Below are 23,619 nucleotides of genomic sequence, written 5' to 3'. Positions count from 1 at the left end.
CGGAATTCTCAGAGCTGCAGCTTGAAGCCCACATGTGAGGCGACGAAGCCCAACCGCTCGTAGAAGCGGTGGGCGTCGGTGCGTGCGTTGTCCGAGGTCAGCTGCACCAGCTGGCAGTTCTCCCGGCGGGACTCCTCGATCGCCCACTCGATGAACCGTGTGCCCAGACCGCTTCCGCGCTCGTCGGCGTGCACGCGCACACCCTCGATGATCGACCTGGTCGAGCCGCGCCGGGACAGACCCGGGACGATCGTCAGCTGAAGGGTGCCGACGACGCGGCCCTCGCGGACGGCCACGACCAGGCGTTGGTTCGGGTCGGCGGTGAGCCGCTCCAGCGCGGTCAGATACGGGCCGAGGTCGTCCGGCGACTCGCGCTGTGCGCCCAGGGGGTCGTCCGCGAGCATGCCGACGATCGCGGGGATGTCCTCGGAGACAGCGGCTCGTATTTCAAGATCTCCCATGACCGCAACCCTATGCACCCAGGGCGGCGGCAGGCGTCTTCAGCGACTCCACGACCCGTACCAGCGGGGCCAGTTCCGGGTTCTCGGCGGCTGTGTCGAGCGCCTCGCGCAGGGCGCGGTCGTTGGTCGGGCGCGCTTCGGCGAGGAGCTTCAGGCCGGCGTCGGTGACGTTGGTGTAGATGCCGCGGCGGTCGGTGGGGCACAGGTAACGCTCGAGCAGGCCGCGGTCCTCGAGCCGGGTCACCAGCCGGGTGGTCGCGCTCTGGCTGAGGACGACGGCGTCGGCCACCTGCTTCATCTGCAGATGCCCGCCGTCGCCGTCGTGCTGCCGGCTGAGCACGTCGAGCAGGGAGTACTCGCGCACGCTCAGGTCGTGCTGTGCCTGTAGTGCGCGCTCGATGTGGGCCTCGATCCTCCCGTGCAGCAGGGAGAGGGCGCACCAGCCCTGGGCGAGGGCGGTGAGCGCGGGGTCCGTCGCAGTCATGGGCGTTTCTCCTCGGTCCCGGAGCGGCTGACACCAGGATAGAGCACTTCCGCAATAGTCTGCGGTTGCATATTGCCCGCGTGTGCAACTATTGTGGGCGAACGTAAAGCGCTCCTGCAATCGTTTGGGAAGGTTCTAGTCTCTATGCCTCTCGCGCTTCTGGCCCTCGCGATCGGGGCCTTCGGAATCGGAACGACCGAGTTCGTGATCATGGGGCTGCTGCCCGAGGTCGCCGGCGATTTCGGGGTCTCCATCCCCACGGCCGGCCTGCTCGTGACCGGCTACGCGCTCGGTGTCGTGTTCGGCGCCCCGCTCATGACCGTCCTCGGTACCAAGATTCCGCGCAAGCGGATGCTGATGCTGCTGATGGGCCTGTTCATCGTGGGCAACCTGCTCTCGGCCGTCGCCCCGGTCTTCGCCGTGATGTTGATCGGACGTGTGGTCGCCTCGCTCGCCCATGGCGCGTTCTTCGGGATCGGCTCCGTGGTCGCGGCCGACCTGGTCGCCCCCGACAAGAAGGCCGGGGCCATCGCGATGATGTTCACCGGGCTCACCGTCGCCAACGTCGTCGGCGTCCCGTTGGGCACTCTTGTCGGACAGCACATCGGCTGGCGCGTCACCTTCGCCGTCGTCGCGGCGCTCGGTGTCGTCGGGCTGGTCGGCATCGCCAAGCTCGTGCCCGAGATGCCGCGGGCGGAGGGCGTGCGTCTACGGCACGAACTGGCCGTCTTCAAGAACGCCCAGGTCCTGCTCGCCATGGCGATGACCGTCCTCGGCTTCGGCGGTGTCTTCGCGGCCATCACCTACATCGCGCCGATGATGACGCACGTCGCCGGATTCGCCGACGGCTCCGTCACCTGGCTGCTCGTTCTCTTCGGGCTCGGAATGGTCGGCGGCAACCTCGTCGGCGGCAAGTACGCGGACCGAGCCCTGATGCCCATGCTGTACGTCTCGCTGGGCGCCCTCACGGTCGTCCTGGCGCTCTTCACTCTCACCGCCCACAACAAGGCCCTCGCGGCCGTCACGATCACTCTGATCGGCGCCCTTGGCTTCGCGACCGTCCCGCCGCTGCAGAAGCGGGTCCTGGACCAGGCACACGGAGCCCCGACGCTGGCGTCGGCCGTGAACATCGGCGCCTTCAACCTTGGCAACGCGCTGTCGGCCTGGCTCGGCGGCGTCGTCATCGCCGCCGGCCTCGGCTACACCGCGCCGAACTGGGTCGGCGCCGCCCTCGCCGCGGGCGCGCTGATCCTCGCCTTCGTGTCGGCCGCGCTGGAACGCCGCGACAGCGCTGGCGGCCACCCGGGCCAGATCGTCGCGGGCAGCACCACTGCCGAGCGACAGACAGTGGGCACCCAAGCGGTGCAAGCCGTCCAGCGCTGAACGTCGTCCAGCGCCGAATGCCGTCCGTTCGCACCGAAACCGCAGCAACACCGCAAGGAGAACTTCCCCCCATGAGCACCACCACTTTCGCGCCCCTGACCATTCACGATGCCGAAGCCCTCGTCTCGGCGGCTCGCAGCGCCGCTGAGGCCGCTGGAGTGACGGTCAGCGTCACCGTCCTGGACGCAGGCGGCCATCTGCTGGCCTTCCGGCGGGACGACCGGGCCGTACTGATCTCCGGGGAGACGAGCACGCGCAAGGCGTACACGGCGCTCCAGCTGAACGCTCCCACCGCCGACCTCGTCGACGCCGTTCAGCCCGGAGGTCCCTTCCACACCCTGCCCACCGCGCTCGACCGACCGCTGCTGTTCATCGCGGGCGGTGTGCCGGTCCATCGCGACGGCCGCCTGATCGGCGCGATCGGGGTCGGGGGAGGCGCCCCGGAGCAGGACCACGGCTTTGCCACGACGGCCGTGGCGGCGCTCGCCTGACGGCGGACGCTCACACAGAACGCCGGCTCCCCGACCATCAGGGGAACCGGCGTTCTTTCATCTCTCCGTGCCGTCAGCCGGCCGCCACCGTCAGTGGAGCGAACCGACGGCGCCAGTCGCCCGGCAATTCCGGGGCCCCGTAGGTCATGACGGCGTTGAACGCGACGGATTCCATGCCCCGCGCCTTCACCCACGCCAGCAGACCTTCGTGGCGTACGTCGATGTCGGTGCGCAGCGGACGATCTGTCCCGGCGGCGAGGGAGGCGAGAAGGGCCTTCGCCGTCTCCGTGTCCCGGGCGATCAGCGGACCCACGACGTGAGTGTCCATGCTGGGCCATGCCGCCGCGTAGCCGACGATCCGGCCTGCGTCCTCGGCGACCCGCAACTGGTCGGCGAAGGCGGGCAGACGGATGATCACGTGCGTGCGATCGGCGCCGAAGACCTCCTCGTCGAGCCGGAGGATCGCGGTGAGGTCCTCGGCCGTGGCCGCACGGGTGGCGATGCCTGAAGCCGGTTCGCCCGGCGTGAAGTGCCCCCGCACCATTTCCGCCTGGCCGGTGGTCTTGAAGCCCAGCTCCTCGTAGAGCGGACGGCCGTTCGGCGTTGCATGCAGGGTGAGCGGGGTGGTTCCCATGAGGGAGACGATGTGCCGCATCACCTGCCGGCCGATGCCCTGCCGGGCGTGCCGCTCGGCGACCAGCATCATGCCGATGGCGCCGAGAGCCGGGTGGCCGTACGGACCGTACTCGGTGACCACGCAGGCGCTGACGAGGCCCCCGTCGGGGTCGTCGATGCCGTATCCCTTTCCGGCCGAGAGGAGAAGGCCCCACTTGTGTTCCTCACGCGGCCACCCCCGATCCTCGGACAAGTCGGCGCAGGCGGTGAGATCGCGGTGCGTCAGGCGGCGGATGGGCAGAGCGATGGAGGAAGGAGTCGGCACGCAGGTCAGGCTTTCCGACCGGCGCCGTCGACGTCCACCCGTTTCCCCATGGACGTACGTGCTTTTGGCCATGTCATGGCCAACTGCACAGTGCGTCGACAGCGCGCGAGTGTTTCACGTGAAACACGTGCAGTGGAAGGCAGAGCAGCGGGCCTGGAGGCCGAGACGGTGGTTCTCGAGCAGTCGATCTCTGCCGGGTTGATCGGGCCGCCGGAGTATGCGAAGCACGAGGGTAAGGACCTATGGGATGCCTATGAACTGGTGCCTCACGTCCGGCAATTGAAGGAATCGACGGTTCGCACCCCGAGTGTGTCCCGGGGGGAAGGGGGGACTTGTGTGGCGAGCGACGGCCGGTATGGTCGACTCCGGTTCGCTTCCGGTACGAGGTGCGCGAGACAAGGTGCACACATTCCGTGCGAGCCGAGAACAGGGCAATGCAGCCTAACGGGACGGAGAGATCGAAGACCCGCAATTCCGGTGATGCGACCGAGGCGTTCGCACAGGATGCGATGCTGCGATGAGAGGGCTGTGCCCCTTACCGCACTCTCGCCCTACGCGTTCGTGCGGAGCAGAAATACGGGTGGACCGCGGCCGTTTCGGGCGCGGAACCGAACGGAGAAGCAAGCCGTCTGCGGGGGAAGCAGGCACCTTCCGATCCAGGAAGTGCGCAGACCGACCTAAAGATGTTCGAGGCGAGGCACACCATGGACGCTCCGACCACCAGGTCGGCCGACAACGGCACGTCCGGCGGCGGGGACGGATGGTTCACACCGCGCAAGCAGCCGGAGCCTGCAGCAGGGGGCGAGCAGGGGTCTACAGACGGCCGTCGCCTCGCCGGCCTGCGTCCCGTGGGCAGGAACACGGCCGATCCGCACGGCGGTAACGAGCCCCAGGACCGCACCACGGACGCCGGCTCCCGAATACAGCCGAACCCGTCGGCCCCCGCCCCGTCGGCCACCACGCCGTACCCCGCCACGACAGCTCCCCCTTCGAGCGCACCGCCCCCGTCGCCAGCCGGGCCGCAGTCCCCGGTCGAAGCCCCCGTCCAGGCTCAGGCCCCCATCCCGGCTCAGGCACCGGCTGCTCCTCCTCAAGCCCTCACCGCCCCTCATGGGCCCGCCGAATCGCGTCTACCCACGCAGCAGCGCACCGCACTCGCCGAGCCTCGTCCGCCCGAGTGGCAGCAGCCCACTGTCCCACCCGCCGAATCTCTCGTGCCCGCTCAGCGGTCCGCGCAGGTGAAGGCCGCGTCCCCGGACGCCGTGCTCGTCCGGCGCACCATGGCCGAGGTGGGCCCGGTGGCCGACAAGGTCACGTCGTACTTCTACGCGATGCTCTTCGTCCGCCACCCCGAGCTGCGCTCGCTCTTCCCGCCTGCGATGGACGCCCAGCGGGACCGGCTTCTCAAGGCCTTGCTCACGGCCGCCGAGCACATCGACAACACCCCGGTCCTCGTCGAGTACCTGCAGAACCTCGGCCGCGGTCACCGCAAGTACGGCACGCAGGCCGACCACTATCCGGCCGTCGGCGAGTGTCTGATCGGCGCGCTGAGCAAGTATGCGGACGCCGTGTGGGACGCCGAGACGGAGGCGGCCTGGGTCCGGACGTACACGACGATCTCTCAGGTCATGATCGATGCGGCGGCCGTCGACGAACTGCGTGCCCCGGCCTGGTGGCAGGCGGAGGTCGTCTCGCACGACCTCCGAACACCGGACGTCGCGATCCTCACCGTCCGCCCGAACCAGCCCTATCCCTTTCTCGCCGGGCAGTACGCGAGCCTGGAGACGCCGTGGTGGCCGCGGATCTGGCGGCACTACTCCTTCGCCTCCGCGCCCCGCTCCGACGGTCTGCTGACCTTCCATGTGAAGGCCATCCCCGCGGGCTGGGTCTCCAACTCCCTGGTGCACCGCGCAAGGCCGGGCGATGTCATCCGGTTGGGTCCGCCGGCCGGTTCGATGACCGTCGACCACACCAGGAACAGCGGACTGCTCTGTCTCGGGGGCGGCACCGGCATAGCGCCCATCAAGGCGCTGGTCGAGGATGTCGCCGAGCATGGAGCGCGGCGCCCGGTCGAGGTGTTCTACGGCGCCCGTAGCGACCACGACCTGTACGACATCGACACGATGCTCAGGCTTCAGCAGTCCCACCCATGGCTGCAGGTCCGCCCGGTGGTGGACCGGCACGGTCTGCTCCAGCTGCCCGACGCCATACGCACCTTCGGGCCCTGGACCGAGTACGACGCCTATGTCTCCGGTCCGCCCGGCATGATACGCAGCGGCGTGGACGCCCTGCGCGGGGTCGGCATCCCCTCGGAGCGCATACGCCATGACTCGGTCGAGGAACTCGTCGCCGCGGGAAGCTGACTCCACGTCGCGGACAGGCCGGGTCGGCCCAGGACCCGGGGCGTCAGCCGAGGTCAGGACCGTCAGCCGAGGTCAGGAGCGTGCATGGCGCGGACGCCCTCGATGTTCCCGTCCAAGTAGTGCCGCAGCGACAACGGGACCAGGTGGACCGAGGCGATCCCGACCCGGGTGAACGGCACGCGGACGATCTCGTATTCGCCGGCGGGCTCCTCGATCTCGGGGCCGTGCCGCAGGGCCGGGTCCATGGACTCCAGGCGGCAGACGAAGAAGTGCTGCACTTTCACACCGGTCGCGCCGCCGTCCTCGCCGATGTGCTCGACGGTGTCGACGAAGCAGGGGACGACATCGGTGATCTTGGCGCCGAGTTCCTCGTGCACCTCGCGGTGCAGGGCGTCCACGACGGTTGCGTCGTCCGGCTCGACCCCGCCACCGGGCGTGAGCCAGTACGGATCCACACCGGGTTTGGTGCGCTTGATCAGGATCAGGTTGTCGCCGTCCAGTAGAACGGCTCGTGCGGTGCGCTTGACCACGGGTCGGACGGTCATGGAAGAAATGTGGCCCGGCTGGTTCCACGTGAAACATCGCGAAACGTCACCGGGCGAGCTCATACCGTGACACCCCGCGGGAACGGGGTCAGCACCACTCGGCGGCCGCCCTCAGCAGCCACTCGTGGGCCCGCGCCACATGCGGCATCGCCAGCGTCCCGGTGCGCACCACGAGGAGGTACGTCCGCAGCGGCGGTACCGCGGGTTCGTACAGCGCTACGACGTCACCGCGCTCGAGAGCGGTCGCGCACAGATAGCGGGGCAGGACCGCCAGACCGGCGCCCGCGATCGCGCAGGCGAGCACCGCGCGCAGGTCGGGAACGATGACGGTGCCGGAGGCGGCGGGGCGGGAGTCGAAGACGGAGGCCCAGTAGCGGGAGACCAGGGGCAGAGACTCGTGCACTTCGACGACGGGGAGGTTCTCGAGGGCGGACGCGCCCCCGCGGCGCAGCTTCCCGGCGTCGATACGGCCGTCCCACTGCGGGCCGGCGATCAGGATGTGCTCCTCGTCGCACAGCGGGGTGGCCGTCAGCAGCGCTCCGCGCGGCCGGGCGGTGCTGATGGCCAGGTCGTGGTGACCGGCGGCCAGGCCCTCCAGGACCTCCTCGGCGGTGCCGAAGGAGGCGCGCAGGGCGAATCCCTGTCCGTCGTCGCCGGACAGCTCTGCGAGCGCGGGAAGGGCCCGCTCGGCGGTGAACTCGGGGGGACCGGCGAGGTGCAGTGTCCGGACTGCGGACTCGTCGTCGAGGCCGGTCTCGGCGATCTCCACCAGGGCATCGAGATGGGGAGCGGCCTTGTGGGCGAGCTCGTCGCCGATGCTCGTGGGTGTCACGCCGCGAGCCTGGCGCAGGAACAGTGGCCGGCCGAGCTGGCGCTCCAGCGTGCGGATCTGGGAGGTGACAGCCGGCTGGGACAGGCCCAGCAGAGCAGCTGCGCGGGTGAAGGAGCCGGCCCGGTGCACGGTCACGAAGGTGCGGAGCAAGGCCAGATCCATCGAGCGTCCTCCCCCGTCCCTGCCTTTCTCCCGGCTCCGAGGCAGGGCCCAACTATAAATAAGTCGATAGGTTTCTGTCGCTAGAGTGATTGGACACTGACACAGAGTCAACTAGCCTTGTTCGCGCGGTTCTTCGTGTGCAGAACCGAGGACGGTCCGAGCCACGAGGGGGGAGGCTCGGACCGTCCGCTGTGCGTAACGGGTCCGCGACGGGGCGTCCCTAAGGCGGTCACCGCGCCGACTCCTCCAGCGCACGCAGCACATCCGCCACCAGGTCCTCGGGGTCCTCGGCACCGACGGACAGCCGGATGAAGCCCTCCGGCACCGCGTCCCCGCCCCAGCGCCCGCGCCGCTCCGCGGTGGACCGCACGCTGCCGAAGCTCGTCGCGTCGTCCACGAGCCGCAGAGCCTCGAGGAAACGCTCGGCACGCGCGCGCGTGGGCAGCGTGAAGGAGACCACGCACCCGTAGCGCCGCATCTGCTGGGAGGCGACCTTGTGAGAGGGGTCGTCAGGCAGCCCCGGGTACCGCAACCCGCTCACCTCGGGCCTCCCCCGCAGCGCCTGCGCCACAGCCAGGGCACTGGTGTTCTGCCGGTCGACCCGCAGCTGGAGCGTGGCGATCGAACGGTGCGCGAGCCAGGCCTCCATGGGCCCGGGAATCGCCCCGACGATCTTGCGCCAACGCCGTACGGCCATCATCGGCTCACCGGCCCGCCCCGTGACATAGCCGAGGAGGATGTCTCCGTGGCCCGTGAGCTGCTTGGTGCCACTGGCCACGGAGAAGTCCGCGCCGAGTGCCAGCGGGCGCTGCCCGAGCGGGGTGGCGAGCGTGTTGTCCACGGCCACCAGGGCGCCACGCGCGTGTGCCGCCTCGACGAGCCGCCGGATGTCGCACACGTCGAGCCCGGGGTTCGAGGGGGACTCGATCCACAGCAGCTTCGCGCCGTCGAGGACGTCGAGCTGGGCGTTGTCACGGGTCGGCGCGGTGCGCACCTCGATGCCGTAGGCCTCCAGCTGTGCGCGCACCAGCGGCAGCGCCTGGTAGCCGTCGTCGGGCAGCACGACGGTGTCCCCGGCCCGCAGCTGGGAGAAGAGCACCGACGAGATCGCGGCCATGCCGGAGGCGAAGGCGAGCGTCTCGACGTCGTCCTGCCCCGGTGCCTCCAGCTCGCCGATGGCGTGCTCCAGGTGGGTCCAGGTCGGGTTCTCGTCACGGCCGTAGGTGTACGGGCCCGTGGGCTCGCCCGGCAGATGGAAATGCGCCGCGAACACCGGACCGGGCAGGATCGGCTCGTACTTCACCGGCTCGGGCAGCCCGGCCCGCACCGCGCGCGTGCCCTCGCCGGCGCCTCCGGGAGGCACTTCGGCCGCAGCGGAACCGCTCATGTCAGTCGTCCTTCCACATCGTGTCGTACCGCGGCGAGCAGACCGACGCTCGCCTCCTCCACCATCTCAAGGCACTCCTCGAAGCCGCCCTGGCCCCCGTAGTAGGGGTCGGGGACGTTCAGGTCGCCCTCGGCCGCGGGGTCGTAGGAGCGCAGCAGCCGTACCTTCGCCGCGTCCTCCCGCGTGGGAGCCAGGAGGCGCAGGGCCTTGAGATGGCCGGAGTCCAGAGCGATCACGAGGTCGAGGCGGGCGAACCACGAGGGCTCGAAGCGCCGGGCCGTGTGGTCGAGGGCGTATCCGTGCCTTTCCAGGACGGAGAGAGTGCGCGGGTCGGCGTTCTCGCCCTCGTGCCAGTCGCCGGTGCCCGCGCTGTCGACCTCGACCAGCCTCTCGAGGCCCGCGTCCGCCACGCGCGCGCGAAAGACCGACTCGGCCATCGGCGAGCGGCAGATATTGCCTGTGCAGACGAAACAGACGCGGTAGGTCATCGTGGTCTCAGTCCCCGTCGGGCAGGACGACGTTGAGCGCCCAGGAGACGACGGAGATGATCAGGCCGCCCACGATCGCGGTCCAGAAGCCCTCCACTTGGAAGCTCAGGTCGAGGCTGTCGGCCAGCCATGAAGTCAGCAGCAGCATCAAGGCGTTGACCACCAGGGTGATCAGACCGAGCGTGAGGATGAACAGAGGGAACGTCAGCAGCTTCACGATCGGCTTGACCAGGAAATTCACCAGGCCGAAGAGCAGTGCGACGACTATGAGGGTGACGGTCTTCTCGCCCGTGCTGTCACCGTTCAGGGTGATGTCGCCGAGCGCCCAGACGGCGACCGCCAGGGCAGCTGCGTTGGCGATCGTCTTGACTACGAAATTCTTCATGTGTCTGATCGTGGCAGAGAGATCGCAAACGAGCACCGGACGAGGGCGGACAAGGTCGATGAAGGCATTCCGGTTGGATGAACTGGAGGCGGAGCGAGCCGCCAACGACGGTGCCTACCTGCAGTTTCTGCATGAACGGAACATGTCGGTCGGGCTGTACGCACTCGACGCGGGCACGCATGATCCACAGAACCCGCACAATCAGGACGAGGTGTACTTCGTCGTGAGCGGACGCGCCTCGATCACCGTCGGCATGGAGACCACCCAAGTGGCGCGCGGCAGCGTGGTGTACGTCCCGGCCGGAGTGGCCCACAAGTTCCATCACATCAGCGAGGACCTGCGGGTCCTGGTCATGTTCTCGCCGGCCGAGGGCTGAGCGTCTCCGTCTCACAGCCGATGCGTGGCCTCGGGGTTCCCTAGGGGATCGGTCAGGGGAGGACAAGGGGTTCGAGGCCTCCGCCGGCCCCCTCTTCGGATCTAGCATCGACGGCAGGACATCGAAATGATCCGGCCCGACAGGGGTGCCGGACATCGACCGAAGAGGATGAGGAACCAGGGCGATGCAAGAGATCTTCACGGGACTGCCGTGGTGGGTGAAGTGGGTCGCGGTGCCGGTCATCGCGCTGGTCGTGTTCGGCGGGCTGATAGCCAGCGTCGTCGGGTTCGTGATCGGCCTGCTCTTCAAGCTGCTGATCTTCGTGGCGCTCGTCGGCGGACTGATCTACGTCGTACGGAAGTTCATGTCGAGTTCGTCCTCACGCAGCGACTGGTGATCGGTACGGGAGGCCGGTGATCGGTAACAGGAATCACCGGTTCCCTCGGCCGGGGGAAGTTTTCCTGACAGCCCGTCTGCAAGCGGTGGTGGACGGTTAAAGTCCGGAACTCGACGCGGGGACGACCCCCGCGAGCGGCGTACACCCCCCTCCCGTGTTCCCCCGCACGGACCGCCCCCTCGCGCTTCGGGAGTGACCCTTGGCCACGGTTGACACCGCATCCGCAGAACCGTTCGCACCTCCCAGTCGACCGTGTTCCTCCGCGCCCCCGCTCCAACGCCCGCCGAGCACGGCCGTTCCCGAGCATCCGCACCCCGCGGCCACCCTGATCGGCTCCGTCCAGCGCGCCATGCGTCTGCTGGAATCCGTCGCCGAGCACGAGTACGGAGCCCCGGCGAAACAACTCGCCCGGGAGACCGGCCTCGCGCTGCCCACGGCCTACCACCTGCTGCGCACCCTCGTGCACGAGGGCTATCTACGCCGGGACAAAGGGCTGTTCTTCCTGGGCGAGGCCGCCGAACGGCTCGGCAGCAGCGGGGCGGCGCAGAAACGTCGCAGCACGGTCGCCGACACCCTTGCGCAGTGGCGCGATTCGATCGGTGTCCCCGTGTACTACGCCCAGTACCGCGACGGCGAGATCGAGATCATGTGCGTCTCCGACACCCCGGGCAATCCGGCCGTCGAGGAGTGGGCGGACTTCCGCGAGACGGGACACGCGCACGCCATCGGCCAGTGCCTGCTCGCCCAACTGGACGAGGACACCCGACGCGACCACCTGGACCGCTACCCGGTGGAGTCGATCACCCCGTACACCGTGCGTGACAACCACACCCTGTTGCGCCGCCTGGAACGCATGCGGCGCATGGAACCGGTCGTGGAACGACAGGAGTACGCGCTGGGCACCGTATGTGCCGCCATTCCGATCACCGTGGGCACCACAGCGGCGACGATGGCGATCTCTCTCCCCTCCCACCACGCCGACCGACTGCTCCCGGCGGCCCGGCAACTGCAGAACGAGGTCGGGCGACTGTTGGGGTCGCTCGCGATCTCTATCAGTATCTGAAAACTCACTCCTTGTGATCTGTTGTGTACGTTCAGCAAGATGCCTGCAGTGTCAAAAGGTTCATTCCCGGCCAGTCGACGGCAAATGACGGGGTAAGGCGATGCGCGAGTCCGTGCAGGCAGTACAGGCAGAAGTCATGATGAGCTTCCTCGTGTCCGAGGAGCTCTCGTTCCGCATCCCGGTGGAGCTCGGGTACGAGTCGTGCGATCCCTATGCCGTGCGGCTCACCTTCCACCTGCCCGGCGATGCCCCGGTGACCTGGGCCTTCGGGCGCGAGCTGCTCATCGACGGGGTGGGCAGGCCGTGCGGCGAGGGTGACGTCCGTGTCTCGCCCGTCGATCCCGACGTGCTGGGAGAGGTCCTGATCCGGCTTCAGGTCGGCGGCGACCAGGCTCTGTTCCGCTCCTCGGCGGCGCCGCTCGTGGCCTTCCTCGACCGCACCGACAAGCTGGTCCCGCTGGGCCAGGAGGGTGCACTCGCCGACTTCGACGCGCATCTGGACGAGGCACTGGACCGGATCCTCGCCGAGGAGCAGAGCGCCGGCTGACGGGACGGCGGCGAGTGGTGGCAGAACGCTTCGCCACTGGTGAAGCCATGCAGGAACGCTTCTCCTGTGGTGATGCGGCCGTGTTCGGTCGAAGGGGCCTTCTCAGGCCGTCTCGGGGCGTCTCGGGCTTCCTGGGGGCTCTTTCCGGTCCTGCCGGGGTGCCCTTTGGCCCTTGATCGGGTGCTCCCCCCGGCGGACCCTGCCGGGGACCTGACGAAGAGCCGGCCGCGCGCCCGAGCAACCGGCTCTCGGGCACTCTCCCGCGCGCCCGCCCTCTCTCTCTCGCTCTCCCGCCCTCTCGCCCTCTCGCCCTAACGCTTGCGTCGTCTGCCGCGGCCGCCCCGGCCCTGGGCAGGACCAGTCGTCGTCGTTGCCACAGCAGCGGCCGGAGCCGTCGGAGGCACCGGAGTCGTCTCCTGGGCCGGCACGGACGCCGTTCCCGGCCCCGGCCGGTCGGCGGCGACCACCAGGGCAGCCAGGGCCGTCGTGACGGGCACGGAGGCGACCAGGCCGATCGACCCCACCAGGGTGCGCACGATCTCCTCGGCGACCAACTCACTGTTGGCGACCCCGCCCACGCTGCTCTGCGCGATCGAGAAGAGCAGCAACAGCGGCAGCGCGGCACCCGCGTAGGCGAGGACGAGCGTGTTGACCACGGACGCGATGTGGTCCCGGCCGATGCGGATGCCGGCCCGGTACAGCCCGCGCCAGCCCATCGACGGGTTGGCCTCGTGCAGTTCCCAGACAGCGGAGGTCTGGGTGACCGTCACGTCGTCGAGGACACCGAGCGAACCGATGATGATGCCGGCGAGCAGCAGACCGCTCATGTCGATCGACGGGTACAGGCCGTGGATCAGGCCGGTGTTGTCGTCCGTGTTGCCGGTGAGCGCCGCCCAGTCGATGAACACTGAACCGAGGACGCCGATGAGCAGCAGTGAGATGAGTGTGCCGAGCACCGCGACGGATGTGCGGGCCGAGAGGCCGTGACACAGATAGAGCGCGATCAGCATTATCGCGCTCGCCCCCACGACCGCCACGACCAGCGGGTTCGAGCCCTGCAGGATCGCGGGCAGCACGAAGAAGTTCAGCACCAGGAAGCTGATGGCCAGCGCGACCAGCGCCATGACGCCCCGAAGCCGCCCGACGACCACGACGGCGACCGCGAAGATGATGGCCAGCACCCCCATGGGGATGCGCCGGTTCACGTCGGTCACCGAGTACTGCAGGTCCTTCGGCGCGGACGGCTCGTAGGCGACCACGACCTTCTCGCCCTGCTCCAACTGCCGTGACTGGTCCGGCTGGACGATCTCCGTGAACGTACGGCCCTTGTCGTTGCCGGTGTCCACGCGGATCGTGGCTCTCTTGCAGGAGCCGCTCGCCTGCTGCTGCGCGGACGAGCCCTCGGCCGTCGAGGTGTCGCCGGTCGGGGTGTCGCCCGAGGCGTTCACCGACGCGCAGCTCACCTTCACGACCTTGGTGACCGTGGCCTGCTGGGTCTGCCGGTCGAAGCCGACTCCGGTGCGTTCATGCGCCGGAGCACCGCCTGGCCACAGCACGACGAGCCCGACCAGCACCGCCGCACCGAACGGGATGAGGATGGCCGCGATGACCTTGCGCAGGTGCTGGGAGACAGGGGCGGCCGGGCCGTGACTGTGGCTGTGACCGTGGGAATGCCCCTGGCCCCCGCCGGAACCCGGCCCGTGCCCGTCGCCCGGGCCCGAGCCGTGCCCCCCGCCGGAACCGGGGCCATGACCGTGTCCGCCGCCGGAACCCGGCCCGTTTCCGTTGCCTTCGCCGCGGCCATGGTCGTGTCCGCCGCCGTGGCCGCTGCCGTGGCCTTCGCCCGGGTCGCTCCGAAGACCGTCACCATGCCCGCGGCCATGCCCGCTGCCAGGACCGCGGTCGGGGTTCCGCCCATGACCGTGCTCGTGGTCACGGCCGTATTCGTCGCCGGGGCCAGGGCCGTACCCATGCCCTTGGCTGCGCCCGTTGCCGTTGCCGTTGCCGTTGCCGTTGCCGTATTCGTAGCCGTTTCCGTGCCCGTTGGCGGGCGGCCTCTGACCGGGCCCTCCGCCAGAGTCTGGCCCTCGGCCCTGTCCCGGCCCTTGACCTCTGGGAGCGCCGCCGCGCGGCCGTCCGTCCAGCCCACTCAGCCCACCCAGTCCACCGGCGTATCCCGGCCCCTGATCGAGGCCATGCCCGTGGTTGTGGCCGGGAGCGTGACCACCGTTGAAAGCGTGGTCCTCACCGGGGCCGCCTCCAGAGCCGTTGCCGTTACCGGGGCCGCTGCTCGGGCCGTTTCCGGCACCGGGCCGACGGGGCGGCTCGGGCGGTGGGTACGGGGGCTGGTGTGTCGTGGTCACCGACCGATCATCGCAAGAACGACAGGGGCCCTCTGTTCACCGCGCCCGAATTGACGCTAGCGTGGAGGCACCTTTGCACACGCGGGAGCTCGGAGCACCGGGCTGAGAGGGCGCTGACCTCCGTCTTCGCGATGTTTCACGTGGAACGTCTCTTGAGTCGAGTGATGTTTCACATGAAACGTCGGCAGGCGGTAGCCGCTGCGTCGACCGCCGAACCTGTTACCGGGTAATGCCGGCGTAGGGAGTAGGTCTCATGACCAACAAGGACGCACGCACGCCTGCCTCCGTTCGGGATGAAACGTCCCAAGAGGCCGGGAAGTCCATCGGCTGGCACAAGGGATACGTCGAGGGCACTCGCCCCGATCTACGGGTGCCGGTCCGACAGGTGCATCTCACCAACGGGCAGTCGGTCACGCTGTACGACACCTCTGGTCCGTACACCGATCCGCTCGTCGACACCGACGTCCGCAGGGGGCTGCTGCCGCTGCGCGACAACTGGATCATCGCCCGTGGTGACACCGAGGAGTACGCGGGCCGTCCCGTCCGCCCCGAGGACGACGGCATCAAGCACACCTCGCCGCGCGGCGGTCTGCGCAATCTCGACGCGGTCTTCCCGGGGCGGCCGCGGCTCCCGCGCCGTGGCCGGGACGGCAAGGCGGTCACTCAGCTCGCGTATGCGCGCCGGGGGGAGATCACACCCGAGATGGAGTTCGTGGCCATCCGGGAGAACGTTTCTCCTGAGGTGGTCCGCGAGGAGATCGCGGCGGGCCGCGCGGTGTTGCCGGCCAACGTCAACCACCCGGAGATCGAGCCGATGATCATCGGCAAGCGCTTCCTGGTGAAGGTCAACGCCAACATCGGCAACTCGGCGGTGACGTCCTCCATCGAGGAGGAGGTCGAGAAGATGACCTGGGCGACCCGTTGGGGCGCCGACACGGTCATGGACCTGTCCACCGGCCGCAATATCCACACGACCCGCGAGTGGGTCCTGCGCAACTCCCCCGTCCCCATCGGCACGGTGCCGCTGTACCAGGCGCTGGAGAAGGTCGACGGCCGCGCCGAGGAACTGACCTGGGAGATCTACAAGGACACGGTCATCGAGCAGGCCGAGCAGGGCGTGGACTACATGACGGTCCATGCCGGTGTCCGTCTGCCGTACGTCCCGCTCACCGCCAACCGGAAGACCGGCATCGTGTCGCGTGGCGGCTCGATCATGGCGGCCTGGTGCCTCGCGCACCACCAGGAGTCGTTCCTCTACGAGAACTTCGAGGAGCTCTGCGAGATCCTCGCCGCCTACGACGTCACGTACTCGCTGGGCGACGGGCTGCGGCCGGGTTCCATCGCGGACGCCAACGACGAGGCGCAGTTCGCGGAGTTGAGGACGCTCGGGGAACTCAACCGGATCGCGAAGCGTTTCAATGTTCAGACGATGATCGAAGGCCCGGGCCATGTCCCGATGCACAAGATCAAGGAGAACATCGACCTTCAGCAGGAGATCTGTGATGAAGCTCCGTTCTATACGCTCGGCCCGCTGACGACGGACGTCGCGCCGGCGTACGACCACATCACTTCCGGCATCGGTGCCGCGATGATCGCCTGGTGGGGCACGGCCATGCTCTGCTATGTCACGCCCAAGGAACACCTGGGCCTGCCCAACCGTGACGACGTCAAGACGGGCGTCATCACCTACAAGATCGCCGCCCACGCAGCCGACCTCGCCAAGGGGCACCCCGGTGCGCAGGAATGGGATGACGCGCTGTCCGACGCCCGCTTCGAGTTCCGCTGGGAAGACCAGTTCAACCTCGCCCTCGACCCGGACACGGCACGGGAGTTCCACGACGAGACACTTCCGGCGGAGCCGGCGAAGACGGCGCACTTCTGCTCGATGTGCGGGCCGAAGTTCTGTTCGATGAAGATCAGTCAGAGCATCAACGAGCGGTTCGGTGGAGGGGTCGCCGACGGGGCCTCGGCCGAGGAGATCGCCGAGGGGATGCTGGAGAAGTCGAAGGAGTTCGCGGCGAGCGGAAGCAGGGTGTACCTGCCGCTGGCCGACTGACGCCCCTGGATTGGCGCTGCCCGATCAGGCTCGATGCCTGGCAGGCGCCGGGCTCAATGCCTGGCCGGAGGCAGCGCCATGAGAGGCGGCTGTGACGGGGGAATGGACCTTGGAGTATCTGAAGACGACGAAGCCGGTCCGATCATTGGTCTGGCAGGGCGGTGACCTGGTCGATGTCGTGGGCGGCCGGGCCTGGAACCGCGCCGGTGCGGAGCGCCGTACGGCTGCCGATCGCGGTTCGGGGTTCGATCAGTTCGACAGATGCGTCGTCTCGCCCTCCGGCCGCTACAGCGTCGTCCATACCGAACGCGGTGCCAGAGCCCTCTTGCTCGACGGAACAAGTCCCGTCCGTGAGCTGACTCGCAGCTCCTACCACGACGAGGACTTCGACTACCCCGTGGCGCTGGCGGTTCTGCCGGACGGCCGGGAGGTCCTGGTCCACTGCCCGGAGGAGTACAACGTGCTCCAGGTCGAGGAGGCGGCGTCCGGACAGCGGCTCACGACCGGAGCCCGCGAGGCGAAGGACGTGTTCCACTCCCGTCTGTCGGTGAGCGGGGACGGCAGACATCTACTGGTTGCGGGCTGGGTGTGGCACCCGTACGGAATCGTAGAGGTGTTCGATCTGGAGGCCGCGCTGACCGACCCGGCCGTGCTGGACGGATACGGGGTGCTGCCGATGGACCCGGGGATCGATGCCGAGGTGGTGTCGGCGTGCTGGCTCGACGACGACCGCCTGGCGGTGGCGACCGGAGAGGAGTTCCTCGACGACGAGGAGGTTCCCGCGCTCGGACCTCGTCGGATCGGTGTGTGGTCACTGTCCGATCGTGCCTGGGTGCACCGGAGCTCGGTCGACTTCGAGGTCGGCACGCTGATCGCGGGAGGCGGTCGAGTCGTCTCGTTGAACGGACACCCCCGGCTGATCGACGTCAGGACCGGGGAAGTGCTGGAGGAATGGCCCGAGGTGGCGGTTCCCCGACGTGAGGGGGCGTACGGCGTCACCCACATACCGACACCGGTCGCGGCGCTGCATCCGGACGGCACGCACTTGGCGGTCGCTCAGGACGAGAACATCGTGCTCGTTCGGTTGCCGTCGGCCGTCGGCTCGGCAGACTTGCCTCCATGACAGCGCGATCCATGAGCAAGGGCGCCAATCTGCCGGTCGACGCACCGGACGTCCGGGTGGAACTCAGCTGGGCCGAGGGGGTCGGTGGGCCGGACATCGACGTCTCGGCGCTGCTGTTGACGAGCGACGGGCGGGTTCGTGACGACGGGGACTTCGTCTTCTACAACCAGCCGCTTCATGCGTCCGGCGCCGTGAGACACGTCGGCAAGCGGCGGGACGCCGGCGTCATGACCGACGCGGTCCATGTGGACCTCCGCTCGCTGGAGGCCGCCATCACGCGGGTGGTGCTGTGTGCGTCGGCCGACGGCGGCACGTTCGGGCAGGTGACCGGTCTGACGCTGCGGCTGTTCGGCACGGGCGGGCGGTCCGAGGTGGCACGCTTCGAGATGCAGGCCGACACGGAGACGGCGTTCATCGGCGGCGAGCTGTACCTGCGCGAGGGGCGCTGGAAGTTCCGGGCGGTCGGTCAGGGGTACGCCTCCGGACTCGCGGGAGTGGCCACCGACTTCGGGATCACGGTCGATGAGGATCATGCGGAGGCATCTGCTCCGCCGAGTCCGCAGCAACCGTCGACTCCGCAGAACCGGCTACGCCCACAGAACCCGCCGACACCACAGAACCCGCAGACGTCGCTGAGCCCGCCGACGCCGCAGAACCCGCCGGCCCCGTCGAGCCGGCCGGGCTCGGCTCCGGTTCCGCCGGTTCCGCCGAGACCCACTCGTCCGGACTCAGGGGCGATGACCCCACCTCCAGGTCCTCGGCTGACCAAGGGGGAGGAGCGGCTGCCCGTCGACATGCGCAAGCGGCTGTCGCTGCGCAAGGAGCAGGTGGCCGTCAGCCTGAGCAAGCGCGGAGCGGCGGGGATCACCGCGCGGGTCGTGCTCGTCCTGGACGCCTCCGGTTCCATGGCGTTCCTGTACTCCCGGGGCGTGGTGGCGGACGTCGTGGAGCGGATGGCGGCGGTGGCGGCACAACTCGACGACGACGGGGAGATGCAGGCCTGGACGTTCGCCAGTGAGTCAGCTCGGCTTCCCGACCTTCGCCTGGGCGAACTCCCCGAGTGGCTGCGGCTGCATGTGCGCGTGGGCGAGATCAGTCTGTTCCGGCGCAACAGGAAGCCCCGCAAGGGGATGGAGCCGGGGCAGGTCGACATGCGCGCGGTCGGCATCCAGAACGAGGAACAGAAGGCGATCGCCCAGGTCAGATCGTATGTGCGGGAGAATCCGGCGACCGCCCCGACCTTGGTGCTGTTCTTCTCCGACGGAGGGGTCTACCGAGACGCGGCGATCGAGCGGGAGTTGCGGGCGGCGGTGGAGGAGCCGATCTTCTGGCAGTTCGTGGGGCTCGGCCGGTCCAACTACGGGGTCCTCGAGCGGTTCGACACGCTGCCCGGGCGCCGGGTCGACAACGTGGGCTTCTTCGCAGTGGACGACATCAGTACCGTCCCGGACCAGGAGCTCTACGACCGGCTGCTGTCCGAGTTCCCCAGCTGGATCACGGCAGCGGGCCGCGCAGGCATTCTCTGACGGCCACCAGGGGCCGCCCGGCGTACGGCTTGCGCTCCCCTCGGCGGGGTCGGCGGGGGCGCAAGCCGAGTGCCTATTCCGGCTGGTGGTCCGGGCCGCCGAAGTCCGGGCTGGTGTAGTCCGGACTGCTGAAGCTCGGCCGCGGGCCGGCCGAGCGGCCGTCGTCGGGGCTGCTGAAGCCCGGGCGGTCGTAGCCGATCTTCGGCAGACGGCCGGTCGGAGCCGGCGGGGGCGGGTCGGTGTGCAGGGCGGTCGCCGTGCCCGGACTGGCCAGGGCCTCCCGGAGAAACGGCAGGATGCCGCGTTCCAGGAGGGCCTCTCGCCAGGCTTCCCTGGCCAGGGCGACCTCCTCGCTCAGTTCGCCGTACGGTTCGGCCTCCAGGGAGGGCCGGTTGCGCAGGGCGGTGAGCAGCAGCGCGACGGTGGCGACGAGGATCGCGGCCACGGCCACGGCCCCGAACGTCCAGCCGGCCGTGAGCATGGTCCGGGCGAACGCCTGCTCGGGGTCGAGCACGCTGAGGATGTAACCGACGAGCAGGAAGATCACCGCGGCGGTCCCGGCGAGAACGGGGGTGAGGACGGCGGCGACGGCGCCCGCCCCGGCGGCCTCGGCGGCCTGGGCCGCCTCCCCCATGGTGGTGGCGAGCCCCATCGCCGCGTTCGGCTCGGCGGAGCCGGTCTCGGACGTGGACGACGGGGTGGACGGCGCCGGATGGCGCAGTTCCTCGCGGACCTTCACGTAGTGCTGGTACTCGGCCGCCGCGGCCACGGTGATGAGTGCGGAGGCGTTGAGCGCCATGGTGCGCAGTTGTTCGGGGTTGAGCCGCTGTCCGACAGCGGCCAGTTCCGGGTGGTGTGGTGCGGAGCGCAGCGCCTCGTCGAGGATCCGCTCGTATTCCTGGCGGTCCTCGCTGTGCAGGTGCTGCGGAACGCTGTTCATGTGCATCCCCCGATGCTCCGTAGGGCTTGGGGCTCGCATGCCAACGAGCCGTCGGGCAGAAACGGAGGGGAGCCTGCTACGGATAGACCGATGGTAGAGCGGCGACGGCATGGGGTGACAGGGGGTTTGCCGAAATTGGCCCCTGGCCTGCGGCGTCACCAGCGAGGCGAATGGGGGGCACAGCATGCCCCGGAAACGGTCAGATATCCAGGGGCAGTTGCTGGACCAGCAGTTTTCCGGCCATCGTCACGCCACCGTCCATCGCGATGGCCAGTCCTTCGGCGTAGACGTGCGGTCCCTCGACATGCGGACCGCCGCTGTCCTCGCCTTCCTCCGAATCCGAGCCGACTTCGCCCAACAGGTAGGGAATCGGGCTGTGGCCGTGAACGATTCGGGTACCGCCGTACGTATCGAGCAGGGAACGGACGGCGTCGGCTCCACCTTCATCCCGGAAGGAGAAGCGCTTGGTGAACTTGCGGAACAGGTCCCACACCTCATCCGCGTCGTTGCGCGTGATCGTCTCGCGGACGGTGTCGTTGACCGCCTCGATCGAGTCGCCGTAGTCGAGGTAGGCGGTGGTGTCGGAGTGGACGAGCAGATGGCCGTCGACCTCCTCGACGGCGTCGAGGCGGGCCATCCACTGCAGGTGGTGGTCCTGGAGGCGGTCCATGTCGTACTTCTGGCCGCCGTTGAGCAGCCAGGCCGCCTGGAAGGTGGCGGTGCCCGCGCCGGAGTTGACGGGGGTGTCGCCGAAGCGCTTGGCGCCGAGCAGCAGCAGTTCGTGGTTGCCCATGAGTGCCTTGCAGTATCCGCCGGCCGCGGCGGCCTCGGCGGACAGCCGCATGACGAGGTCGATGACGCCGATGCCGTCCGGTCCGCGGTCGGTGAAGTCGCCGAGGAACCACAGCCGGGCGGTTCCCGCGGACCAGTTGCCGGCGGCGTCGATCAGGCCCTTCTCCTGCAGTGCGGCCATCAGTTCGTCGAGGTATCCGTGCACGTCGCCGACGACGAACAGCGGGCCCGGGCCGGTCGAGGGCAGCGGAGCCTGGACGGCCGCCGGATCCACGGCCACCTGAAGGGTGTCGCCGCGTCGGCTGATCACGGGCAGATCGCGCTGGGTGGGCGTGTAGCCGTCCGGATGCTCCAGCGGATCGTCGACGGGCGGCGCGGCGTTGCCCGGATGGGTGTCGTGGTCGTACGGACCGGTCTCGTGGACGTACGCGGGCACCCGGAAGTCGCGCAACGTCGCCGTCCGCTCCACCTCGGGTCCCTGACCGGCCCCCTGAGTCATCAGACCCCTCCACCATCGCGCCGCATCTGCACTCTTCGGGCCGCCTGGTCGCAGCGGCCCGTGGTGCCGTGCGCCCATCATAGGAATGCGGATCGTGCCGTGTGATGACCCAGGGGTGGTGAATCGGAGCAAGGCTCCAGTTCATCGCGGCTTTCGCCCCGATTGGACCGGGCTTCGGCAGCCCGCACTCACCCGGCGCACACCATGCCCACACCCGCACGGTCGGTTCCGACGGCGTGGACGGGGACCTGTTTCGGCTGGGGCGGGGGCGAGTTCTGTGGCTGGGGGAGAGGCGCCTCGGTGGCTCGTCGGCTCGCCTAGAAGGGCGATTTTGCCGGATATGACCGTGAGTGGCCGAGAGTGACCGACAGCGGCGGAGTGGTCCCGCGCGACGGTTTTGCGCCGCCAGGTGCCAGCCAGGTGCCGCCAAGCGTTGCCTTGCCGCGGCGGCGCACTGCCAAGCGCCGCCGGGTCCGTAAGGAGCCCCGGAGATTCCCGACACCCCGGGCGCGCGCCTCCCACCCCAGCGCCGCCGGAAAACGCCCGTACGTGCGTGCCGCCTATCTACGTTGACGCGAATCGCCCGCTCCGGCTGCCCGCAAGCCTCCAGCACCCCGCAAGCCGCCCCCTGCCCCACCCCCACGGCAGAGTGGGGGACGAGGCGGGGGACGGCTTGGGTGCGGGGTTACTTCTCTTCCGGGGTCCTTGGGGGGCTGACCGTGGTTCGAGGGGGGCGTCGTTGGGAAGACGTCCGCACGATCAGTTCGGTCGGTATCACCTGCTCGACCGGGTGGTCGGATTCCGCGCCCTCGATCGCGTCGATGAGGAGTTGGACCACCGCCGTGCCGATCCGGCGCGGTTTCAGCGAGAGGGTGGTCACGGGCGGCTCGGTGTTGGCGTACACCGTGGACTCGCTGCAGCAGACGATCAGCAGGTCCTCCGGGACCCGCAGCCCGTAGCGGCGGGCGGCGGCGAGCAGATCGGTGCCGTTGGGGTCGAACAGACCGTAGACGGCGTCCGGGCGGTCGGGGCGGGCCAGCAGCCGGTCGGCGGCCACGGCGCCCGCGCACGGGTCGTGTGCGGGGTAGGCCTCGTAGACCGGGTCCTGGCCGACCCGCTCGCACCACCGCAGGTAGGCGCTGGTGGACAGATGCGTGTACGTGTCCGTCGTGGTGCCCGTGAGCAGGCCGATGCGGCGGGCGCCGGCGTCGGCCAGGTGGTCGAGGATGTCGAGGACGGCGGCCTCGTGGTCGTTGTCCACCCATGCGGTGACCGGGAGCGTGCCGGCCGGGCGGCCGTCGGAGACGACCGGTAAACCCTGCCGGACGAGCTCGCTGACCACCGGATCCTGGTCGGAGGGGTCGATGACGACCGTGCCGTCCAGGGCAACGTTCGACCACACGTCGTGGCGTGAGGTCGCCGGGAGGATGACGAGCGCGTAGCCGCGGGCGAGCGCGGCCGACGTCGCGGCGCGCGCCATCTCCGCGAAGTACGCGAACTCGGTGAAGGTGAAAGGTTCATCCCCGTACGTGGTCACGGTCAGGCCGATGAGTCCTGACTTGCCGGTACGGAGTGTTCGGGCGGCCGCTGAGGGGCGGTAGCCCAGTCGGTCGGCGACCTCGCGGACATGGCGTCGGGTGGCGTCGGGGAGCCTGCCCTTGCCGTTGAGGGCGTCGGAGACGGTCGTGATGGAGACTCCGGCGGCGGCGGCCACGTCCCTGATGCCCGCCCGGCCCGGCCGGCTGCCTCGGCGTGAGGTTTCCGCGCGGCTCACCTGGTGCTTCCCTGCTGCTGTCATGGCGAGCCGATAGTAGGGCTCATTCGGTGGGGTAGGGCGGACGCATATGCACGCGTTGACAGGCACGTTTCTGCAAGGCTGAACGGCCTCAAGTTCCTTGGAAACAAAGGTAGTTGGCCGTTCCAATGCCAAGACGTGATGTGTCGACACGCATGAGCCTGCCAAGGCACCGATGTTTCGAAGAGGTCTCAACTCACCTGCACGAGGGATGCGCGCCA

General features: G+C 69.1%; 22 protein-coding genes and 1 riboswitch. Of the genes, 10 read left to right on the top strand and 12 right to left on the bottom strand.

The window, feature by feature from the left end; genetic code table 11:
* Positions 1 to 8: 8 nt before the first annotated feature.
* Entirely contained in the window at positions 9 to 461 is a 453-nt protein-coding gene (locus ABZ725_RS09975) for a GNAT family N-acetyltransferase (RefSeq protein WP_351907631.1), read from the bottom strand.
* 10 nt (positions 462 to 471) lie between these two features.
* The gene (locus ABZ725_RS09970; protein WP_351907633.1) at positions 472 to 945 is read right to left on the bottom strand and encodes a MarR family transcriptional regulator; all 474 of its coding nucleotides are present in this window, start codon (positions 943 to 945) and stop codon (positions 472 to 474) included.
* 144 nt (positions 946 to 1,089) lie between these two features.
* On the opposite strand from ABZ725_RS09970, the gene ABZ725_RS09965 reads away from it, so the two are divergent.
* Together ABZ725_RS09965 and ABZ725_RS09960 are read left to right on the top strand one after the other, a co-directional pair.
* Positions 1,090 to 2,328: an MFS transporter gene (locus tag ABZ725_RS09965; RefSeq protein ID WP_358802232.1), complete on the top strand. Its 1,239-nt coding sequence runs from the start codon at positions 1,090 to 1,092 to the stop codon at positions 2,326 to 2,328.
* A gap of 71 nt (positions 2,329 to 2,399) precedes the next feature.
* Complete coding sequence (locus tag ABZ725_RS09960; protein ID WP_351907636.1) at positions 2,400 to 2,819, top strand: heme-binding protein; 420 nt, start codon at positions 2,400 to 2,402, stop codon at positions 2,817 to 2,819.
* A gap of 73 nt (positions 2,820 to 2,892) precedes the next feature.
* On the opposite strand, the gene ABZ725_RS09955 is transcribed toward ABZ725_RS09960, so the two are convergent.
* Positions 2,893 to 3,759, bottom strand: coding sequence for a GNAT family N-acetyltransferase (locus ABZ725_RS09955; protein WP_358802231.1), 867 nt, complete (start codon positions 3,757 to 3,759; stop codon positions 2,893 to 2,895).
* Positions 3,760 to 4,463: 704 nt separating this feature from the next.
* Between ABZ725_RS09955 and ABZ725_RS09950 the strand changes: the two genes are divergently transcribed.
* Positions 4,464 to 6,122, top strand: a complete 1,659-nt coding sequence (locus tag ABZ725_RS09950; protein WP_358802230.1) for a globin domain-containing protein — start codon at positions 4,464 to 4,466, stop codon at positions 6,120 to 6,122.
* A 62-nt stretch (positions 6,123 to 6,184) separates the two neighbouring features.
* Here ABZ725_RS09950 and ABZ725_RS09945 read toward each other — a convergent pair whose 3' ends face one another.
* From ABZ725_RS09945 to ABZ725_RS09925, 5 genes are all read right to left on the bottom strand, one after another.
* Entirely contained in the window at positions 6,185 to 6,667 is a 483-nt protein-coding gene (locus ABZ725_RS09945; RefSeq protein WP_351907642.1) for an NUDIX hydrolase, read from the bottom strand.
* A gap of 88 nt (positions 6,668 to 6,755) precedes the next feature.
* Positions 6,756 to 7,661 (bottom strand): LysR family transcriptional regulator, encoded by a 906-nt coding sequence (locus tag ABZ725_RS09940; RefSeq protein WP_358802229.1) that lies wholly within the window; start codon positions 7,659 to 7,661, stop codon positions 6,756 to 6,758.
* Positions 7,662 to 7,890: 229 nt separating this feature from the next.
* Entirely contained in the window at positions 7,891 to 9,048 is a 1,158-nt protein-coding gene (locus ABZ725_RS09935; RefSeq protein ID WP_358802228.1) for a cystathionine gamma-lyase, read from the bottom strand.
* Positions 9,045 to 9,536: a low molecular weight protein-tyrosine-phosphatase gene (locus ABZ725_RS09930; RefSeq protein WP_358802227.1), complete on the bottom strand. Its 492-nt coding sequence runs from the start codon at positions 9,534 to 9,536 to the stop codon at positions 9,045 to 9,047. The genes ABZ725_RS09935 and ABZ725_RS09930 overlap by 4 nt, the downstream gene beginning before the upstream one ends.
* A 7-nt stretch (positions 9,537 to 9,543) precedes the next feature.
* Positions 9,544 to 9,921, bottom strand: a complete 378-nt coding sequence (locus ABZ725_RS09925; protein WP_358802226.1) for a phage holin family protein — start codon at positions 9,919 to 9,921, stop codon at positions 9,544 to 9,546.
* A 58-nt stretch (positions 9,922 to 9,979) separates the two neighbouring features.
* On the opposite strand from ABZ725_RS09925, the gene ABZ725_RS09920 reads away from it, so the two are divergent.
* From ABZ725_RS09920 to ABZ725_RS09905, 4 genes are all read left to right on the top strand, one after another.
* Positions 9,980 to 10,297, top strand: coding sequence for a cupin domain-containing protein (locus ABZ725_RS09920; RefSeq protein ID WP_358802225.1), 318 nt, complete (start codon positions 9,980 to 9,982; stop codon positions 10,295 to 10,297).
* Between the two features lie 184 nt (positions 10,298 to 10,481).
* Positions 10,482 to 10,694: a DUF5326 family protein gene (locus tag ABZ725_RS09915; RefSeq protein WP_351907652.1), complete on the top strand. Its 213-nt coding sequence runs from the start codon at positions 10,482 to 10,484 to the stop codon at positions 10,692 to 10,694.
* A 325-nt stretch (positions 10,695 to 11,019) separates the two neighbouring features.
* On the top strand, positions 11,020 to 11,757 hold the full coding sequence (locus tag ABZ725_RS09910; RefSeq protein WP_358802744.1) for an IclR family transcriptional regulator C-terminal domain-containing protein: 738 nt from the start codon (positions 11,020 to 11,022) through the stop codon (positions 11,755 to 11,757).
* A gap of 100 nt (positions 11,758 to 11,857) precedes the next feature.
* Entirely contained in the window at positions 11,858 to 12,304 is a 447-nt protein-coding gene (locus ABZ725_RS09905) for an SsgA family sporulation/cell division regulator (RefSeq protein ID WP_020130693.1), read from the top strand.
* A 311-nt stretch (positions 12,305 to 12,615) separates the two neighbouring features.
* Here the strand turns inward: ABZ725_RS09905 and ABZ725_RS09900 are convergent, their stop codons facing one another.
* Positions 12,616 to 13,878: a YibE/F family protein gene (locus ABZ725_RS09900; RefSeq protein WP_358802224.1), complete on the bottom strand. Its 1,263-nt coding sequence runs from the start codon at positions 13,876 to 13,878 to the stop codon at positions 12,616 to 12,618.
* An 860-nt stretch (positions 13,879 to 14,738) separates the two neighbouring features.
* A riboswitch (TPP riboswitch) is annotated at positions 14,739 to 14,928 on the top strand.
* Between ABZ725_RS09900 and thiC the strand changes: the two genes are divergently transcribed.
* The 3 genes from thiC (at position 14,921) to ABZ725_RS09885 (ending at position 19,372) form a co-directional block, all read left to right on the top strand.
* Entirely contained in the window at positions 14,921 to 16,723 is a 1,803-nt protein-coding gene (gene thiC / locus ABZ725_RS09895; RefSeq protein ID WP_358802223.1) for a phosphomethylpyrimidine synthase ThiC, read from the top strand. (Overlaps the previous riboswitch by 8 nt.)
* A 109-nt stretch (positions 16,724 to 16,832) precedes the next feature.
* On the top strand, positions 16,833 to 17,846 hold the full coding sequence (locus ABZ725_RS09890; RefSeq protein ID WP_358802222.1) for a hypothetical protein: 1,014 nt from the start codon (positions 16,833 to 16,835) through the stop codon (positions 17,844 to 17,846).
* Positions 17,843 to 19,372 carry a VWA domain-containing protein gene (locus ABZ725_RS09885; protein WP_358802221.1) on the top strand — a complete coding sequence of 510 codons (1,530 nt, stop codon included), beginning with the start codon at positions 17,843 to 17,845 and terminating at the stop codon, positions 19,370 to 19,372. Before ABZ725_RS09890 ends, ABZ725_RS09885 begins: the two co-directional genes overlap by 4 nt.
* A gap of 73 nt (positions 19,373 to 19,445) precedes the next feature.
* On the opposite strand, the gene ABZ725_RS09880 is transcribed toward ABZ725_RS09885, so the two are convergent.
* The 3 genes from ABZ725_RS09880 to ABZ725_RS09870 all read right to left on the bottom strand — a co-directional run bounded on the left by ABZ725_RS09880 (position 19,446) and on the right by ABZ725_RS09870 (position 23,401).
* On the bottom strand, positions 19,446 to 20,318 hold the full coding sequence (locus ABZ725_RS09880; RefSeq protein WP_358802220.1) for a hypothetical protein: 873 nt from the start codon (positions 20,316 to 20,318) through the stop codon (positions 19,446 to 19,448).
* 193 nt (positions 20,319 to 20,511) lie between these two features.
* Entirely contained in the window at positions 20,512 to 21,603 is a 1,092-nt protein-coding gene (locus ABZ725_RS09875) for a metallophosphoesterase (RefSeq protein WP_358802219.1), read from the bottom strand.
* Between the two features lie 685 nt (positions 21,604 to 22,288).
* The gene (locus ABZ725_RS09870; protein WP_351907669.1) at positions 22,289 to 23,401 is read right to left on the bottom strand and encodes a LacI family DNA-binding transcriptional regulator; all 1,113 of its coding nucleotides are present in this window, start codon (positions 23,399 to 23,401) and stop codon (positions 22,289 to 22,291) included.
* Positions 23,402 to 23,619: the final 218 nt, after the last annotated feature.

It is taken from the genome of Streptomyces sp. NPDC006872, assembly GCF_040635845.1.
Taxonomy (GTDB): Bacteria; Actinomycetota; Actinomycetes; order Streptomycetales; family Streptomycetaceae; genus Streptomyces.
The sequence above is the reverse complement of the archived record's forward strand: the minus strand, read 5'-3'. Positions and strand labels throughout refer to the sequence as shown.